The organism is Nocardia sp., assembly GCF_025465275.1.
Lineage (GTDB): Bacteria > Actinomycetota > Actinomycetes > Mycobacteriales > Mycobacteriaceae > Nocardia.
In genome coordinates this window covers 1-15,966 of sequence record NZ_JAODNK010000058.1, presented here as the reverse complement: position 1 = coordinate 15,966, position 15,966 = coordinate 1, and the positions used below count along the sequence as shown (strand labels likewise).

16 protein-coding genes are annotated in these 15,966 nt (G+C 65.6%); 9 read left to right on the top strand and 7 right to left on the bottom strand.

Features of this window, described 5'->3' with window-relative positions; translation table 11 throughout:
* Window positions 1–75: 75 nt before the first annotated feature.
* On the bottom strand, window positions 76–366 hold the full coding sequence (gene rpsF / locus JWN03_RS12790) for a 30S ribosomal protein S6 (protein WP_297614012.1): 291 nt from the start codon (window positions 364–366) through the stop codon (window positions 76–78).
* Between the two features lie 265 nt (window positions 367–631).
* Here rpsF and JWN03_RS12785 point away from each other — a divergent pair, with 265 nt between their 5' ends.
* Complete coding sequence (locus JWN03_RS12785) at window positions 632–1,966, top strand: hypothetical protein (RefSeq protein WP_297614058.1); 1,335 nt, start codon at window positions 632–634, stop codon at window positions 1,964–1,966.
* On the opposite strand, the gene JWN03_RS12780 is transcribed toward JWN03_RS12785, so the two are convergent.
* The gene (locus JWN03_RS12780) at window positions 1,963–2,520 is read right to left on the bottom strand and encodes a CGNR zinc finger domain-containing protein (RefSeq protein WP_297614010.1); all 558 of its coding nucleotides are present in this window, start codon (window positions 2,518–2,520) and stop codon (window positions 1,963–1,965) included. The genes JWN03_RS12785 and JWN03_RS12780 overlap by 4 nt on opposite strands.
* Before the next feature lie 98 nt (window positions 2,521–2,618).
* Here JWN03_RS12780 and JWN03_RS12775 point away from each other — a divergent pair, with 98 nt between their 5' ends.
* Both JWN03_RS12775 and JWN03_RS12770 read left to right on the top strand, forming a co-directional pair.
* Entirely contained in the window at window positions 2,619–3,557 is a 939-nt protein-coding gene (locus JWN03_RS12775; RefSeq protein WP_297614008.1) for a DMT family transporter, read from the top strand.
* Between the two features lie 97 nt (window positions 3,558–3,654).
* Window positions 3,655–4,617 (top strand): DUF389 domain-containing protein, encoded by a 963-nt coding sequence (locus tag JWN03_RS12770; RefSeq protein WP_297614006.1) that lies wholly within the window; start codon window positions 3,655–3,657, stop codon window positions 4,615–4,617.
* 7 nt (window positions 4,618–4,624) lie between these two features.
* Here JWN03_RS12770 and JWN03_RS12765 read toward each other — a convergent pair whose 3' ends face one another.
* Together JWN03_RS12765 and JWN03_RS12760 are read right to left on the bottom strand one after the other, a co-directional pair.
* Window positions 4,625–5,779 carry a DUF475 domain-containing protein gene (locus tag JWN03_RS12765; protein WP_297614004.1) on the bottom strand — a complete coding sequence of 385 codons (1,155 nt, stop codon included), beginning with the start codon at window positions 5,777–5,779 and terminating at the stop codon, window positions 4,625–4,627.
* Window positions 5,780–5,837: 58 nt separating this feature from the next.
* On the bottom strand, window positions 5,838–6,413 hold the full coding sequence (locus JWN03_RS12760) for a TerD family protein (RefSeq protein WP_297614002.1): 576 nt from the start codon (window positions 6,411–6,413) through the stop codon (window positions 5,838–5,840).
* Window positions 6,414–6,636: 223 nt separating this feature from the next.
* On the opposite strand from JWN03_RS12760, the gene JWN03_RS12755 reads away from it, so the two are divergent.
* The 4 genes from JWN03_RS12755 (at window position 6,637) to JWN03_RS12740 (ending at window position 12,418) form a co-directional block, all read left to right on the top strand.
* On the top strand, window positions 6,637–7,839 hold the full coding sequence (locus tag JWN03_RS12755; RefSeq protein ID WP_297614000.1) for a hypothetical protein: 1,203 nt from the start codon (window positions 6,637–6,639) through the stop codon (window positions 7,837–7,839).
* Between the two features lie 93 nt (window positions 7,840–7,932).
* Window positions 7,933–9,090, top strand: a complete 1,158-nt coding sequence (locus tag JWN03_RS12750) for an HpcH/HpaI aldolase/citrate lyase family protein (protein ID WP_297614057.1) — start codon at window positions 7,933–7,935, stop codon at window positions 9,088–9,090.
* Window positions 9,087–11,582: a phosphoribosyltransferase gene (locus JWN03_RS12745; RefSeq protein WP_297613998.1), complete on the top strand. Its 2,496-nt coding sequence runs from the start codon at window positions 9,087–9,089 to the stop codon at window positions 11,580–11,582. The genes JWN03_RS12750 and JWN03_RS12745 overlap by 4 nt, the downstream gene beginning before the upstream one ends.
* Window positions 11,583–11,638: 56 nt before the next feature.
* On the top strand, window positions 11,639–12,418 hold the full coding sequence (locus JWN03_RS12740) for an HAD family hydrolase (RefSeq protein WP_297614055.1): 780 nt from the start codon (window positions 11,639–11,641) through the stop codon (window positions 12,416–12,418).
* A 17-nt stretch (window positions 12,419–12,435) separates the two neighbouring features.
* Here JWN03_RS12740 and JWN03_RS12735 read toward each other — a convergent pair whose 3' ends face one another.
* Together JWN03_RS12735 and JWN03_RS12730 are read right to left on the bottom strand one after the other, a co-directional pair.
* On the bottom strand, window positions 12,436–12,597 hold the full coding sequence (locus JWN03_RS12735) for a hypothetical protein (RefSeq protein ID WP_297613996.1): 162 nt from the start codon (window positions 12,595–12,597) through the stop codon (window positions 12,436–12,438).
* 89 nt (window positions 12,598–12,686) lie between these two features.
* On the bottom strand, window positions 12,687–13,529 hold the full coding sequence (locus tag JWN03_RS12730; RefSeq protein ID WP_297613994.1) for a LysR family transcriptional regulator: 843 nt from the start codon (window positions 13,527–13,529) through the stop codon (window positions 12,687–12,689).
* Window positions 13,530–13,631: 102 nt separating this feature from the next.
* Here JWN03_RS12730 and JWN03_RS12725 point away from each other — a divergent pair, with 102 nt between their 5' ends.
* The gene (locus tag JWN03_RS12725) at window positions 13,632–14,357 is read left to right on the top strand and encodes an SDR family oxidoreductase (protein ID WP_297613992.1); all 726 of its coding nucleotides are present in this window, start codon (window positions 13,632–13,634) and stop codon (window positions 14,355–14,357) included.
* A gap of 73 nt (window positions 14,358–14,430) precedes the next feature.
* Entirely contained in the window at window positions 14,431–15,354 is a 924-nt protein-coding gene (locus JWN03_RS12720) for an NADP-dependent oxidoreductase (protein WP_297613990.1), read from the top strand.
* 312 nt (window positions 15,355–15,666) lie between these two features.
* Here JWN03_RS12720 and JWN03_RS12715 read toward each other — a convergent pair.
* The coding region (locus JWN03_RS12715; RefSeq protein ID WP_297613988.1) for an isocitrate lyase/phosphoenolpyruvate mutase family protein at window positions 15,667–15,966 on the bottom strand (300 nt) is incomplete at its 5' end.

Here is a 15,966-nt window from a genome sequence, read left to right as displayed (position 1 = left end):
AGTGCACTCGCCTGTTGCAGTCAGCCTAGAGATACAGACCGACGCTTTGTGAGCGCACATGCGGGAGGACAGGACCTACTTCTTGCCGAGCCGCAGCACCTTGGTGCGCAGCACCGACTCGTTCAGTCCCAGCTGGCGATCGAGTTCGCTGACCGTGGCGGACTCGGCGGTCAGCTTGACCACCGCGTAGATGCCTTCGGCCTGCTTGGCGATCTCGTAAGCGAGACGACGCTTGCCCCAGATGTCGACGTTGTCGACCTTGCCGCCTTCCTGACCAACCACGCCGAGCATGGTGTTCAGGTTCGGGCCAACGGTGCGCTCGTCCAGGCTCGGATCGAGGATAACCATCACTTCATAATGACGCACGGACCTCATCACCTCCTATGGGCTTAAACGGCCATGGACGATCCATGGCAGGAGGGTTCGTTGCGTCAGCAACCCGCCAAGGCTACATGACCTGGTCTGAGCTGCGAAATCCACCTGCTCGCCGACCAAAGGAGGCCGCTGACCGGGCGCGGCCCATAGGGTGGGGGCCATGTCGAACCGACCCGCCACCACTGTGCCGGTCGCCGGTCGCGGCGCGGGCCGGGTGCCGGCCGCGGAGCGTTCTCAGCTGGCGATCATCTCCGTAATGGTGTGCGCCGTCACACTACTGGTCGCCTACTTCAACAAGGCGCGGTGCGCGGGAGCTCCGTTCGAGGAGTCGGGTCGCAGCACGATCTTCGACACCATCAAGGATTCGCACGTCTGCTATTCGGATATCCAGTTCCTCTGGCTGGGTCGCGATATCAACGAGCACGTCTTCCCCTATCTCTCCGGCGGAATCACCCCGGACGGCGCGCTGACCGGCGGCGCCGTCGAATACCCGGTGCTCAGTGGACTTTTCATGTGGCTCGGCGCGATCGGCGCCGACAATGACGCCGCCTTCCTGCTGCATTCGGCGCTGCTGCTCGCGCCTTTCGCGCTGCTTACCGCCTACATGCTGGGCAAGCTGGCCGGTCGCGCCGCACTGCTGTGGGCCGCCGGACCGCCGCTGATCCTGTACGCCTTCCACAATTGGGAGCTACCGGTGGTGTGCACGGCGGTCGGCGCGGTCTACGTGGTGACGACCATGACCCGATATTCGTTGCGGGCGCGCGGAATTGCGGCCGCGGTGCTGCTGGGCATCGGTTTCTGCCTGAAGCTGTATCCGGGAATCTTCGTGCTGCCCTTGCTACTTCACGTTCTTGTCGGCGAGCCGACGGTCGAGTGCCGTGGTGAGACGCAGCCGGGCGTGAACTCGCGCCACTTCGACGTGCGCGGCGCACTGGCGGTGGCCTCGACAGCCGTCGTCACGGTGGTGCTGATCAATCTGCCGTTCGCGCTGGCGGGTTTCCAGGGCTGGCGGGCGTCGATCACCTTCCAGCAGCTGCGGCAGGCCGATATCACCACGAATTCCGTCTGGTACTGGGGTCTGCGCCCGCTGTTCGGCAATTCGCCGGCGAGTGAGGCCACCTTCCAGGACGTGGTGTCGGTCGCGTCGCCACTGCTGATCCTGGCGGCCTTCGTGCTGGCGGCGTGGCTGGGCTGGCGGCGCTATGTGGTGTCGGGCGTGTACCCGTGGATCGGCGTGAGCGGAGCCATGCTGTGCGGATTCCTGTTGCTGCACAAGGTGCATTCGCCGCAGTACACACTGTGGCTGATCCCGTTCCTGGTGCTGCTCGAGGTGCCGTGGTCGCTGATCGGGGTGTATCTGCTGGCGGATGCCGCGATCGGTATCGGGGTGTTCCGCTACTTCTATGCGCTCGGCTCCGGGCATTCCGCTGATCTGCAGGAGAATGTCGTGCAGTTCGGGGTGTGGGGTCGCGCGATATTGCTGGTCGTTTTCTTCTTCGTTTTCATTCGTGCGAAATCGCGCGGAATCGTCGATGCGACAAGGGAATTGGAACAGCCCGTGCAGCCGGTACTGGCGTACTCCGCGCTCTAATGCACGGCATGCGTGTCGGTTTCGGTGTTCCGGGCCCGGAATGCCGCGCTCTTGGCCCGGTTTCCGCACACCGTCATATCGCACCAGCGCCGTGAACCCGCGCGTGAGGTATCGACGTAGAGGCGCGTGCAATCCTCGCGCCCGCACTCCTTGATCCGGCCCCGATCCGCGCCGCCGATCAGTTCGACGGCCGAGCGCGCGATGGCGGCGAGCGCGGTTTCGATTGTGCCGCTGCGTTTTACCGAGCCGCTGGCCTCGACCGTGAGCTCCGGAAGCGCGCCCCGGGCGAGATTGTTGACCAGTTGCCGGTCCGCCGCGGCGAGTGATTCACCGTGGGTGACGGCCAGTGCCAGCCGGTAGGTGGCTTCGCGCAATCGCGTGGCATCGGCCAGCGCGCCGGTATCGGCCGCGGGGGCGCTGTCGAGGAGGGCGGCCTCGACAGTCCATTCGACCAGGTCGCCGGGGGTCTCGAGGAGATCGGTGAACTCGGTGCGCCGAGACTGCACCGTCCCGATGAAGTCCAGTGCGAGGTTGCCGCTGACGAAGGTGAACATACTTCCCACAATAACCCCCTTGACTGGTTACCGAAAGGAGTGGAAGGTAGTAACCACATCAAGGGGTTACTCGAGAGGTCGCGATGAAGAATCGGCTCATGGACGGTGTCGCACAACCCGCCTTCGTTCTCATGTGGAGCAGCGCGTTCATCGTCGGAATCATCGGCGTCGGCGCGGCCCCGCCGATGGTGGTGCTGTTCGCCCGGTACGCCTTCGCCGGTCCGCTGCTGGTGCTGTACGGCCTTGCGGTGCATGCGGTCTGGCCGCGCGGTCGGGAGCTGCGGCATGTGATCGTCGCCGGACTGCTTATGCAGATCGTGCAGTTCGGGGCCTTCTACACCGCCATGGGCGAGCATGTGCCGGCCGTGGTGATCGCCCTGATGCAGGGGCTGAATCCTGTTGTCATCGCGCTCTTCTCGGGTGTCCTCGGTGAGCACATCACCCGTCGGCAGTGGGTCGGCTTCGGCATCGGTGGCATCGGCGTCGCCCTCGCCGTCAGTGATCAGTCGGCCTTCTCGTGGATGGGCCTGCTGCTGTGCGTCATCGGCCTGCTCGGCCTGAGCCTCGGCACGGTGTACCAGAAGAAGTTCACCCCCACCGTGGACAGCCGTGCCGCCACGGCTGTGCACCAACTGGCCAGTGCCCCCTTCGCGGCAATGCTCGTACTGCTGAGCGGCAACTTCCACATCAGCGATCCCGGCCGGTTCGGGGTATCGCTGACCTGGATGGTGCTGATGAATTCCATGGGCGCGTTCCTACTGCTCAACGCCATGCTGCGGCGCTGGGACGCGACCCGGGTCGGCAAGCTCTTCTTCGCCACCCCCGTCACCACCGCGGTGCTGGCCTGGCTGTTCATCGCACAACCCCTGCACCCCTTGACCATTACCGGACTCGGCGTGGGTGTGATCGGTATGGTGCTGGCCTCCCGCAGGGCCCCGGCTCGGCCTGCTCAGCCCGAACCGGCCGCGCAGCCCGCACCCACGGCGCAGCCCGCACCCACGGTGCCCGATGCGCTGCCACAGCTGGCACGGGCCTGATCGACCGAGCGCGGCACCCACCCGGATGCCGCGCTCATTCATGCGCGGACCGTGTCGGTGGCCTCTCCCAGAGGTGGCCGCACGGCAGACTGTGCGCATGCTGCACCTGCGGATTATGGCTCCCGGCACCATGACCGAGGGCGTGCTGGCCGCCCTGGAGCACGATGAGGCGGTCACCGGCCTCGCCGTTTTCCGCGGCGCCGCGATCCGGCCGCCGGGCGATGTGATCACCGCGCAGGTGGCGCGGGAGGCCGCCAATGATGTGGTGGACAGGCTGCGCGTCCTGCAGGTGCATCAAGAGGGCAGTATCGAGATCGAACAGGTCGGAACCTGGTTGTCGCGCAGCGGATTCGAAGCCGAACTGCACACCCCGGGCAGTAGCGCCGATTCCGTGGTGTGGGCCGAGGTAACGCAGCGGTCCTACGACGAGACCGAGCTCAACTGGACATTCCTGAGCTTCCTGACGCTGGCGACCGTCATAGCGAGCATTGCCATCGTGACGGATTCGCAGATTCTGACCGTCGGAGCCATGGTGCTCGGACCCGAGTTCGGTCCCATCGCCGCACTGGGCGTGGCCCTGGTGCGCCGGCGTTTCGTCTTGCTACAGCTTGCGATTCGCACTTTGGTGCTGGGTTTTGTGGTCTCGATCGCACTCACCATCGTGCTGGCGCTCATCGGCCGCGCGCTGGGCTGGATCACTCTCGACGATGTGATCGGCCCCCGCCCCGGCACCGCATTCATCTACACGCCCGACAAATGGTCGTTCATCGTGGCGGTGATCGCCGGCGCGGCCGGCGTGCTGTCGATGACCTCGTCGAAATCGGTAGGCATGGCAGGCGTTTTCATCTCGGTGACCACCGTCCCCGCCGCGGGCAATATCGCGCTGGGTGTGGCCTTCGGCAATGGCTCGACCATCTGGGGGAGCGTCGCGCAGTTGCTGCTTAATGTGGCCGGAATGGCCCTGGCGGGCTGGGCCACGCTCGCGATTCAGCAGTCGGTGTGGTCACGCATTTCGGTGCGGCGGGCCAGACATCTGGCCGCACCGCACCGCATGCTGTGAACCGGTATCAGCCGACCGGTGTGGGCTCGGTGGTGCTCACACTTTTGGACTGGTCGTCATCGTCCGCCCGGCGATTGCGAATGATGCTGGTAATGAACGCCGCTCCGATGAATGCCACACCCACCAGGCCGGTGACGACCTCGTTGACGTGCACGCCGATCGAGACCAGCAGGATGATCGACAGTGCGCCGATGGCCCAGTGCGCGCCGTGCTCCAGGTACACGTACTCCGAAAGCGTGCCCTTGCGGACCAGGAATACGGTGATGGAACGGACGAACATGGCGCCGATCAGACCCAGGCCCAAGGCGATCAGGATCGGGTCGGAGGTGATGGCGAACGCGCCGATCACGCCGTCGAAGGAGAACGAGGCGTCGAGTACTTCCAGGTAGAGGAACAGGAAGAAGCCTGCCTTGCCCGCAATTTTCACAGCCTCGGACGGTCCTGAGGATTCACCCTCTTCTTCCTCGGTGTGGAACATGGAGCCGAGCCCGTCCACGAGGATGTAGGTGATCACACCCAGCACACCCGACAGCAGTACGGTGCCCCGATCATCGCTGTCCGCAATGAATTCCGCGGCGATGATGATCGCGCCGAGGGTCAGGACCACCGAAAGCATGTCCAGCTTGCCGAGTTTGGCCAGTGGCCGTTCCAGCCAGCCGAGCCAGGTGACCTCGTGCTCCTCCAGAATGAAGTTCAGGAACAGCAGCAGCAGGAAGGCGCCACCGAAGGCGGCGATCTGCGGATGCGCGTCGGTGAGCAGCTTCTCGTAGGAGGGGCTGCCGTCCGCGAAGGTGAGCGCGCCGTCGGCGGGCGGGTTCAGCGCCAGGTCGAAGGCCCGCTTCGGGTCCAGGCCGGCGGTGACCCACACGATGCCCAGCGGGAACACCAGGCGCATGCCGAAGACGGCGATGAGCACACCGATGGTCAGGAAGATCTTCTGCCAGAACTCGCTCATCCGTTGCAGCACACTGGCATTGATGACCGCATTGTCGAACGACAGTGAGACCTCGAGGACACCCAGGATGGCGCACAGAGCCAGTCCGGTGACACCGCCGTAGACGAATGCCGCTATGAGAGCCACCACCGAGACGATCATGGAGAGGCCGAAAATACGCACCCTGAGGGCCTTTCTTAGTGCCGGTATCGATTCGGTTCGGAACATGACCCGCACAAGGAGGGGCTCGGGTGCCCGAGCCCCTGATGCGTGGAACTTTGTTCGGTTAGACGTTCACGCCGAAGTCGCGCGCGATGCCCGACAACCCGGAGGCGTAGCCCTGGCCGATGGCGCGGAACTTCCACTCGGCCCCATTGCGGTACAGCTCACCGAAGACCATGGCGGTCTCGGTGGAGGCGTCCTCGGTGAGGTCGTAGCGGGCCAGCTCGGCGCCGTTGGACCGGTCAAGGACCCGGATGTAGGCATTGCGGACCTGGCCGAAGCTCTGGCCGCGCGAATCGGCTTCGTAGATCGAGACCGGGAAGACGATGGACTCGATGGTGGCCGGGGTGTTGGCGAGATCGACATTGATGGTCTCGTCGTCACCTTCGCCCTCGCCGGTGAGGTTGTCGCCGGTGTGCACGATGGTGCCCTCCGGGGACTGCAGGTTGTTGAAGAAGATGAAGTGCTTGTCCGACAGCACCTTCTTGTCGGCACCGGTCGCGATGGCGCTCGCGTCCAGATCGAAATCGGTCCCGGTGGTGGTCCGCACATCCCAGCCCAGCGCCACGGCCACTGCGGTCAGGTTCGGAGCCTGCTTGGTCAGCGAAACATTGCCGCCCTTGGACAAACTGACACCCATGCGGGAATCCCTTCCGTTCGAAAGCTTTCAAGCCTTGTGGTAGAGCTGCTTTACAGCGGCATGTCCGAATTGCCGGAGTCCGCAAGTACGACCCTAGTAGCTCACACCTGCCCAGCGCACGAACAAACCGAGGACATCGCGGGGGACAACCCTGTCTCACGACATGTCACCGGGTTCATCGTCACAGTCGCCCAGGATGTGAACGGCCACCTAACATCGGGGCGTGGCAGGCCGTAAGCGTGGATGGTTCCGGACCCCGGCGAGGGACACGGCATGGGTGCAGCAGGCCCGGCAGGCGCTGACGGCTGCCTTCCTGGACATGGACACCCGGCAGAGCATTGCCGAGAACGCCGTCGCGGCGTCCGCGCAGATCGCTCCGGAGCGCGGCATGCCCGCGCAGTGGGAGCGGGTGCGCGCCCGCTGCTATGACGCGGCGGGCGCCTACCTGGCCTTGAACGAGCGGCTGGACCAGGCCGAACGTGACGGAATCACGGTGCCGCAACCCGAGATCGACTCCCAGGTGCGCAGGCTCGCGGAGGCCGCGCGCGGGGTCGACGAGTTCTATCACGCCAATCAGGCGCACCTCGAGCATGCGGTGGCGCTGTTGTCGACGGTGCCGCAGCTGGTGGCGCAGGTGCGGTCCGCGGCGCAGCAGGCCCGGCAGGCCGCCGACGCCTCCCCGTACGCCGGATACCCCTCGGTGCGGCAATATGCGGCGAATGTGGATGAGGCTCTCGTCACACTCGAGGCGGCCGTCGCGGGTGGTGGCGTGGGGGTGGTGCGGCAGGCTGCGACCGAATTGGAGACCCATACCCGATCGCTGTCAAGGGCCCTGGAAGAGGCTCCGGGCAAACAGCATTCGGCAAGTACCGCACTCGCCTCCGCGGGGACCCGATTATCCGCCGTGCAGACCCGTACCGAACGCCTCGCGCCGGCGCGGTCTGCGCTGCTCCGAGAGTTCAACGCTGCAAGTTCGGCGGATTTGGCGAACAATGAGCGCCAAGCCCACCGAGCCATCGACGCCGCAGCTGCGGAACTGTCCAAAGCCCGGGCCGCCCTGCAGAACAACGACCCGGAGCAAACGCTTGAGTTGACCACATCCGCCCGCGGCCTCCTCGCCACCGCCGAGGAGCAGGCCGACGCCGTCACCGACCGGCTGAGCCTGCTGCGCGAGGTGCGAGCGCAGCCGCAGGAGAAGGCCAAAACCGTCCGATTCAAACTGCGTGACGCGCAGATGCTGGCGGTGAACAACGGACTTGTCACCCAGTGGGGTTCGGTACTGGATGCCCAGGCCGAACGCCTCGAACGGGCGGCGGGCGGGCTCGTCGGACCACATCCGGACTACTGGGCCTACATTTCCGAACTCGATGCCATCTCCGGGTTTCTGACGGGTGTAGTCGACCGCATGCGAAAAACCGATAGATAGCCGACCGAACAGTAGGAGGAACGAGGGCCGATGACCGGAGTTATCACCACTTACCCGGGATTCGCGCCCATATCGCTCCGAAAACGGTTCCCGATGCGGCACTTCCGGCAGGTCCCCGGGCCTGAGCTGCGACTGCTCTTCCATCAGCTGCCCGAACCCTTCGGCGGCTCCACCGACCGCGAGCTGCTGTCCATGGCGCTCGGGGCCACGCTGTACGTGCCCGCCACCCGGCCCGATCTCACCGCCACCATCGTGCGGCGTGCCGAACGCGGCGTGTGCTCCATGGTCATCGACCTCGAGGACGCGGTCGCCGACCACGATCTGGAATTCGCGAAGAAGCAGGCCGCCCTCACCATCGAGGAGCTGGGCGCGGGTGTGGATCCGTATCCGCTGCTGTTCGTGCGGGTGCGCGACGCCGCCACCGTCGGCGAAATCATCGAATGCCTCGGACCCGGGGCCGTGGCGCTCACCGGATTCGTCTTCCCGAAATTCGACAGTGTCTCCGGCCCGGACTACCTCGCCGCGCTCGACGCCGCCTCGGAACGCCTGGGCCGCACGCTCTTCGGCATGCCCGTGCTGGAATCGCCGTCGCTGGTGCACCGGCAGACCCGCGATACCGAACTGCACCGCATCCAATCGATGCTCTCCGCATGCCGGGAACAGGTGCTCGCGGTGCGCATCGGGGCCACGGATATGTGCTCCACCTTCGGTATTCGCCGCGATCGCGATCTCACCATCTATGACGTGCGGGTGGTCGCCGACGTCATCGCCGATATCGTGAACTACCTCGGGCGCACGGACGGAACGGGATTCACCATCACCGGCCCGGTATGGGAGTACTTCGCCGACCACGAGCGCATGTTCCGGCCGCTGCTGCGCACCTCGCCGTTCGCCGAGGTCGACGCGGTGCCGTTCCGGCAGTACCTGGTCAGCCGCGATCTGGACGGGCTGCTGCGGGAGATCACGCTGGACCGCGCCAACGGTATCCAGGGCAAGACCGTCATCCATCCCTCGCATGTGGCTGTGGTGCACGCGCTTTCGGTGGTGACGCACGAGGAGTACCTGGATGCCCTCGACATTCTGCGCGAGGACGCCGGTGGCGTCGCCGCCTCCGAGTACCGCAACAAGATGAACGAGATGCGGCCGCACCGCAGCTGGGCCCGGCAGACACTGCTGCGCGCCCGGGTATTCGGGGTCACCAATACCGGTGTGTCCTTCGTGGATCTACTGAAAGTACTGGTGGCATCGTGACTTCCGCGCCCTGGGCGACGCGTGAACTCGGACTCGGACTGCGGCACGGCGAGTCCTATCCGCCGGCCGACCAGTGGCATATCTCGACGTTGCTCGAACCCGGTCTGCGCCGTAACCCACGGCGCGGCCATCTGCTGGTTTCCACTGTTCTCGGCAAGCACCTGCCGACCGATCCGCACCTAGTGATCGAGGCCGGAAACCGGCTCGGTGATCGAGTCCGCGATCTATTCGATGGTCCGGTCATCGTGCTCGGCTTCGCGGAAACCGCAACCGGATTGGGCCACTGCGTGGCTGCGCGCATCCAGGCTGAGTGCTACCTGCACTCGACTCGCCGTGTGGTGCCCAGAGCCGAGACGCTCACCCGATTCGAGGAGGGGCACTCACACGCCACCTCGCACATGCTGCAGCCGATGCCTGCGGAAATCTTCCGCAACGAGCTGCCGATGGTGCTGGTGGACGATGAGATCTCGACCGGCGCAACAGCACTCGATGCGATCAGGGCGCTGCACGCGTTCACTCCGCGCCCGCACTATGTGCTTGCCTCGCTGGTGGACATGCGCACCGAGGCCGACCGGGCGGCATTCGATGCCGGGGCCCGCGAATTGGGTGTGCGCATCGACACTGTGTGCTTGGCCTCGGGTGAGACGCTTCTTCCCAATGATCTGGTCGAATCCGTTGCGGCGCTTCCCGAGCCGAAACTCAATCCCAGCGCTGCGGTACGCGGCCGAACCGCCCGGATCGAACTACCCTGGCCGGAAGCGATTCCCGAGGGCGGTCGGCACGGAATTCTGCACACCGATTTCGCGGGATTCGAAACCGCGCTCTCGAACGCCGCCGAACTGCTGCGACGGGAACTGGACACGCTGCCCTGGGGGCTCGTGGCGCGGACCGGGAATGGCGCGGTCAGCAGCGCCTCGGAGCGGGAATTCGAGCAACGCCCGGTGGTCGTGCTCGGGCACGAAGAATTCATGTACCTTCCGCTGCGCCTGGCCGGAGCCCTCGCAGATGGCGGCGTACCCACGCGCTATCAGACCACCACGCGCTCGCCGGCCTATGTGCTGGATGAACCCGGTTATCCGCTGCGGCGCGGATTCCGTTTCACGGCGCCGGAATCCGGTGAAGAATCGCCCCGCTACCTGTACAACGCTCATTGGCCGGAGCCGGGTGCGCCCGCCCCGATCATCCTGGTGATCGCCGATGAACCAGCCGACACCGATCGGATGACGGTGGACGGTGGACTGCTGGATGTCCTGACTGCCGCCGGAGCCGATGTTGTGCTCGCCGTGCTCCGGGGCGCCGACCCGCGCCGACTAGCGGCGGTCCGCGCGGCGGCCCACGACTATTCCAGTGGCTCGAACCTGAGCACATCGAGGACGCTGCCACTCCCGCCGGCGTTGCGCGGACCGGAATTCGGCTCATACGCCCCGGATGAAGTGGCGTGGTTGCTGAAGGATCTTTCGGCGGCGGATCTGGAAGCCGATGTGGTGGACCGGGAACGGCGCATCCAGGCCGGAACCGCACACTATGCGGAGTCGCTGCCCGTGGAATACCAACCGGATGCCGCGTACCGAGAACTGTTCGACAAGGTGCTCGCGGAGAGCGCACAGCGGTTGGCGCTGGCGGTGGCCACCGTAGCGGAATTGGTTGTCGCGGAACGTGGCCGGGACATCGTCCTGGTGTCGCTGGCACGGGCAGGAACGCCGATCGGTCTGCTCATGCGCCGGTGGCTGCGCACTCGCGGAATAGATGTGCCGCACTATGCGGTATCGATCGTGCGGGATCGCGGTATCGACGCGGTGGCGCTGGATTATCTTGCCCAGCAGCACGATCCGGCGAGCATCGTATTCGTGGACGGCTGGACCGGAAAGGGGGCGATCACCAGGGAACTCAGCGAAGCCCTCGATGCCTACCATCGCGCGGGCGGCGCTCGTTTCAATGACGAGCTCGTCGTACTCGCCGATCCGGGTAGCTGCGTCCGCACGTACGGTACGCGTGACGACTTCCTGATCGCCTCGGCCTGTTTGAATTCCACTGTCTCCGGCCTGGTTTCACGGACTGTACTGAATGATGCCCTGATCGGTCAGCGCGACTTCCACGGTGCGAAGTTCTACCGGGAGCTGGCGGGTGCGGACGTCTCCGGTCGACTGGTGGACGAGGTCAGCTCCTGCTTCGATACGGTTCGGCCCTGGGTCGCCGACCGGGTCGCCGAGATCCAGCAATCCGATCGGACACCCACCTGGGTCGGATGGGCATCGGTCGAGAAGGTGCGCGAAGCGTACGGCATATCCAGTGTCAATTTCGTGAAACCCGGTGTGGGAGAGACGACCAGGGTGCTGCTGCGCCGACTCCCGTGGCGGGTACTGGTGCGCGATGCCGACGCACCCGAGCACGAACACATCCGAATGCTGGCCGCCGCCCGTGATGTACCGGTCGAGGTGGTTCCCGATCTGGCCTACGCCTGCATGGGACTGATCAAGGATGTGAACCAGTAGTGGCTGACCATCGACCGCCGAGGCGAACCCTGGTCGCGACCGATCTCGATCGCACCATGATTTACTCCCGCAACGCTTTCGGTCCGGTACCGGAACTGTCCACGGTCTGTGTGGAACATCTGGACGGCGAACCGCTGTCTTATATGACCGCCGATGCCGCCGACAGCCTGAAGGCACTGACCGAACTGGCGGTGGTCGTTCCGACCACCACCCGAACGATCGAGCAGTTCAACAGAATTCAGCTGCCCGGTGCTCCCTGGCGATACGCCGTCACCACCAACGGTGGCAATATTCTCGACAACGGCCGGCCGGACCCGCAGTGGCGTGCGAGCCTGGCCGCCGACGTCCGCGCCACCAGCGCATCGCTCGCCGAGGTCGGTGCCGAATTACATTCGCGCACAGACGATTCCTTTGTCTTGAAATATCGGGTCGCCGACGACCTGTTCTGCTACCTGGTGGTGAATCTCGAAGCGCTACCCGCCGACTTCCTCGCGGAATGGGACGCTTGGTGCCGCCCACGCGGCTGGTCTGCCTCCCAACAGGGCCGCAAGATCTACACCATGCCCCTCTCGGTCTGTAAGAGCCGGACGGTCGCGGAAGTCCGCCGCCGCCTGGAGGATTCGGGTGACCTGGACCCCGCCGCCCGGCTGCTCTCGGCAGGAGATGGCGCACTCGACGCCGAAATGCTGCGCGCCTCGGACGCCGCGATCCGTCCACGCCACGGCGAACTCGAAGAACTCGCCTGGACCCACCCCAACCTCACCATCACCAGCGCCGCCGGCATCCGAGCCGGAGAGGAAATCCTCGACTGGTTCCTGGGGTCGAGCGACCGCTGATTCGTTCCGTCCGAGAATCAGCGGGAGCCCAGATCGGCAGGCGTATCCGGCGGAACGATCCAGCGCGAGAACGTCTCCTGCGTATCGACGATGATCGTATCGGCCACCGCCAGCAGCTCATTCGATGCCTGCCCACCCAAATGCTCGATGCCCGGTACGATCACCGCCTCGGCATCCACGCTCCGAACCACATCAATCAGTCTTTGCACCAGCGCGGGAAGTGTTGCGATGACCGCCTGAGACCGCAGGCATTTGCGGATGTTGTCGGCTAGAGGCGTATCGCCGTACGGACGAGGTCGGCGATGGCTTTGGATCTGCTGTGTGGCGGCCAGGCGATGACGGTCGTGACGGCCGGTGCGTCCGGCACCGGCACGATGGCGTGATCGTGGCGTAGTTGGGTTCGGAGTGACTCGGGCATGACCGCACAGGCCCGTCCGAGCATGATCAGCTGGGTCAACTGGGTATGGTCGCGAACCTGCGGGCCGGGGCCGTCCGGATAACTTCCATCCGGTCGAGGCCAGCGCGGCAGGGGCAGGTCTGTCAGGGCGTTGACCTCGGCCATCGACATGTGGGGTCGGTTGGCTAGAGGGTGCCCCGCGGGCAGGACCACGATCTGCTGTTCGGTGTGCAGGTCCTCGGTGTCGAATCCGGCCGTCGTGTCGTAGGGCCGGTGGAGCAGAGCAACGTCGGCACTCCCGTTGCGTAGCAACCTTTCCGGTTCGCCGGGCCCGCACAGCATCACCTCGACTGCGACAGCGCAGGGTTCGGCGGCGTAGGCGTCCAGCAGCTTCGACAACAGTTCGCTGGACGCTCCTGCCTTGGTGGCCAGCACCAGACCGGGCAGGTCGGCAGCGGCTCGGCGGGTGCGGCGCTCGGCGGCTTCGACCGCTTCGAGAGCGAGCCGGGCCTCACGCAGCAGCACCGACCCGGCCTCGGTCAACGTGATCGCGCGAGAATTGCGGTGCAGCAGAACAACTCCGAGCCGCCGTTCCAGCTGCTGGATCGCCCGCGACAGCGGTGGTTGCGCCATCGCAAGCCGTTGTGCCGCCCGCCCGAAGTGCAATTCCTCGGCGACGGCGACGAAATATCGCAACTCCCGCGTCTCCACCATGTCATGGTATCCGGCGCTCACCACTACCGATACCCGTGCGGTATCGCCGCCCACCCGATCGGTCTTGGACGCCCCACCCGAGTCCGCAACATGATCAACGGCATGAGTGAACAGACGATCGCGCTGGTGACCGGCGCGAACAAGGGAATTGGATACGAGATCGCGGCGGGGCTGGGCGCCCTCGGCTGGCGAATCGGTGTGGGCGCGAGGGATCAACAACGCCGCGAGACCGCGGTGGAGAAGCTGCGCGCGGCCGGGATCGATGCGTTCGGCGTGCCGCTCGACGTGACCGACGACGCAAGTGTGGCCGCGGCGGCCGAGCTGATCGCCGACCATGCCGGAGGGCTCGATGTTCTGGTCAACAATGCCGCGATCGTCGGCGGTATGCCGCAGACACCGACCACGGTCGATCCCGCGACCGTGCGAGATGTCGTGGAAACCAACGTGATCGGGGTCATCCGGGTCACCAACGCGATGCTGCCCATGCTGCGCGGCTCGGCAGCACCGCGAATCGTCAATATGTCCAGCAGCGTCGGCTCGCTCGCCCTGCAAACCACACCCGGCATCGACCTGGGCCCGGTTCCCGCCGCCTACTTGGCCTCGAAGACCTTCCTCAACGCTGTCACCATCCAGTACGTCAAGGAACTGGGTGATACCAACATCCTGATCAACTCCGGCTGCCCCGGTTTCACCGCCACCGACCTCAACGCCTTCCAAGGCGTCCGCACACCACAACAGGGGGCGGCGATCGCGATTCACCTCGCGACCCTGCCCGACGACGGACCGACCGGCGGATTCTTCGACGACGCCGGAACAGTGCCCTGGTGACGGGCACACCGGTGCGAACCATTCCCGTTCCCGAAGCCAGCCGCGCATCGCACGCCGGAGGAGAAGCAAGGCAATGACAAAGGCAGTCAGGTACGACGAATTCGGCGGAATCGACGTCCTGCGGATCGAGGAGGTCGACCGCCCCGTGCCCGGGGAAGGGCAGGTCCTCGTGCAGGTGAGAGCGGCAGGCCTCAACCCCGGTGAGGCGGCATTACGCGCCGGCGCGATGGCGGACATCTTTCCCTCCACCTTTCCGTCCGGGCAGGGCAGCGATCTCGCCGGAGTTGTCGTCGAGATCGGCGCCGGAGCCGACCGATTCTCGCCCGGCGACGAGGTGATCGGATTCTCCGAGAAGCGGGCCGCCCAGGCCGAGCTGGTCCTCGTCGACGTCGACAACCTCACCCCCAAACCGAAGAACGCCCCATGGGAGGTGGCGGGCAGCCTATACGTCGCGGGCGTAACTGCCTGGGGGGCAGTGCATTCCGTACAACTCGAGCGGGGCGAGAGCGTCGTCGTGTCCGGAGCGGCCGGAGGAGTCGGCTCGATCGCCGTTCAGCTCGCCCGCCGCGCCGGAGCGACGGTCATCGGACTGGCGAGCGAGGGCAACCACGAGTGGCTGCAAAGCCACGGCGTGGTCCCCGTCGCATACGGTGACGGCGTCACGGACCGGATCAAGGCCGTCGCACCGGGCGGCATCCACGCCTTCATCGACACCTACGGCGACGGCTATGTCGAACTGGCCCTCGCTCTCGGCGTCGCAATCGAGCGGATCGACACCACCATCGATTTCCCGGCAGCCGCAAAGCACGGGGTCAAAACCGAACCCGGGCCCAACGGCAGGCCGGGCGTCGAGGTGCTCGCCGAACTGGCCGGCCTGATCGCCGACGGACACCTCGAAGTCCCGATCGCGAACGTCTACCCGTTGACGCAGGTTCGTCAGGCCTACACCGAACTCGAACGCAGACACACCCACGGCAAAATCGTGCTGAGGCCCTAGCTGACACACAATGCGGCGCGCTTTCAGGGACTGCTCAACCGCGGGGACTGATTCCCGTCAGCACTCGGCCGTGGCGGACGTTTCGGTGCCTCCAGAACGACGCGAGATGATCTCGGGCGGTTGGTCTTCGGGTCATGTTGTGCGGATGCTTCGAATCACACCGGACGTGACATGACCGGACTACTCGATGCCGCGCTCTGGGCGACGTTAAGAAGACCAGTTCCGGGCACGACTTCCGACAGCGGCACCAGCTAGGTAGGTGCGTGGCCGATGGGCCGAAAGTGCCGGGCCCATAAGGGACCCGGCTGCAGATCAACGCCAGGGGGCGATGAGGGTGTTGGCGTGTTCGGTGAGGGCGTTCTGCAGGAAGGGGCCGAAACTTACTCGGGCTACGCCGGATTCGGCGAGGGCAGCGCGGTTGGCTTCGGCGGGGATGCCGATGGCGTTGATCGGGAGGGGGAGGTCGGTGCAGAGGATGCGGAGGGTTTCGGGGTCGTGGCGGCCCACCGGGTAGAGGACGTCGGCGCCGGCTTCGGCGGCGAGACGCAAACGGGTGAGGGCGCTTTCGAGGCGCTCGGCGGGGGTGCCGGTGTCCTGGCGCAGGAAGACGTC

Excerpts from the sequence above, each read along its gene's own strand:
- JWN03_RS12770 (WP_297614006.1), top strand. The coding sequence starts at position 3,655 with ATGCTGCACCTGCGGATTATGGCTCCCGGCACCATGACCGAGGGCGTG.
- JWN03_RS12725 (WP_297613992.1), top strand. The coding sequence starts at position 13,632 with ATGAGTGAACAGACGATCGCGCTGGTGACCGGCGCGAACAAGGGAATT.
- JWN03_RS12730 (WP_297613994.1), bottom strand. The coding sequence starts at position 13,529 with ATGGTGGAGACGCGGGAGTTGCGATATTTCGTCGCCGTCGCCGAGGAA.
- JWN03_RS12740 (WP_297614055.1), top strand. The coding sequence starts at position 11,639 with ATGATTTACTCCCGCAACGCTTTCGGTCCGGTACCGGAACTGTCCACG.
- JWN03_RS12785 (WP_297614058.1), top strand. The coding sequence starts at position 632 with ATGGTGTGCGCCGTCACACTACTGGTCGCCTACTTCAACAAGGCGCGG.
- JWN03_RS12750 (WP_297614057.1), top strand. The coding sequence starts at position 7,933 with ATGCGGCACTTCCGGCAGGTCCCCGGGCCTGAGCTGCGACTGCTCTTC.
- JWN03_RS12760 (WP_297614002.1), bottom strand. The coding sequence starts at position 6,413 with ATGGGTGTCAGTTTGTCCAAGGGCGGCAATGTTTCGCTGACCAAGCAG.
- JWN03_RS12720 (WP_297613990.1), top strand. The coding sequence starts at position 14,431 with ATGACAAAGGCAGTCAGGTACGACGAATTCGGCGGAATCGACGTCCTG.
- JWN03_RS12775 (WP_297614008.1), top strand. The coding sequence starts at position 2,619 with ATGGACGGTGTCGCACAACCCGCCTTCGTTCTCATGTGGAGCAGCGCG.
- JWN03_RS12765 (WP_297614004.1), bottom strand. The coding sequence starts at position 5,779 with ATGTTCCGAACCGAATCGATACCGGCACTAAGAAAGGCCCTCAGGGTG.
- JWN03_RS12780 (WP_297614010.1), bottom strand. The coding sequence starts at position 2,520 with ATGTTCACCTTCGTCAGCGGCAACCTCGCACTGGACTTCATCGGGACG.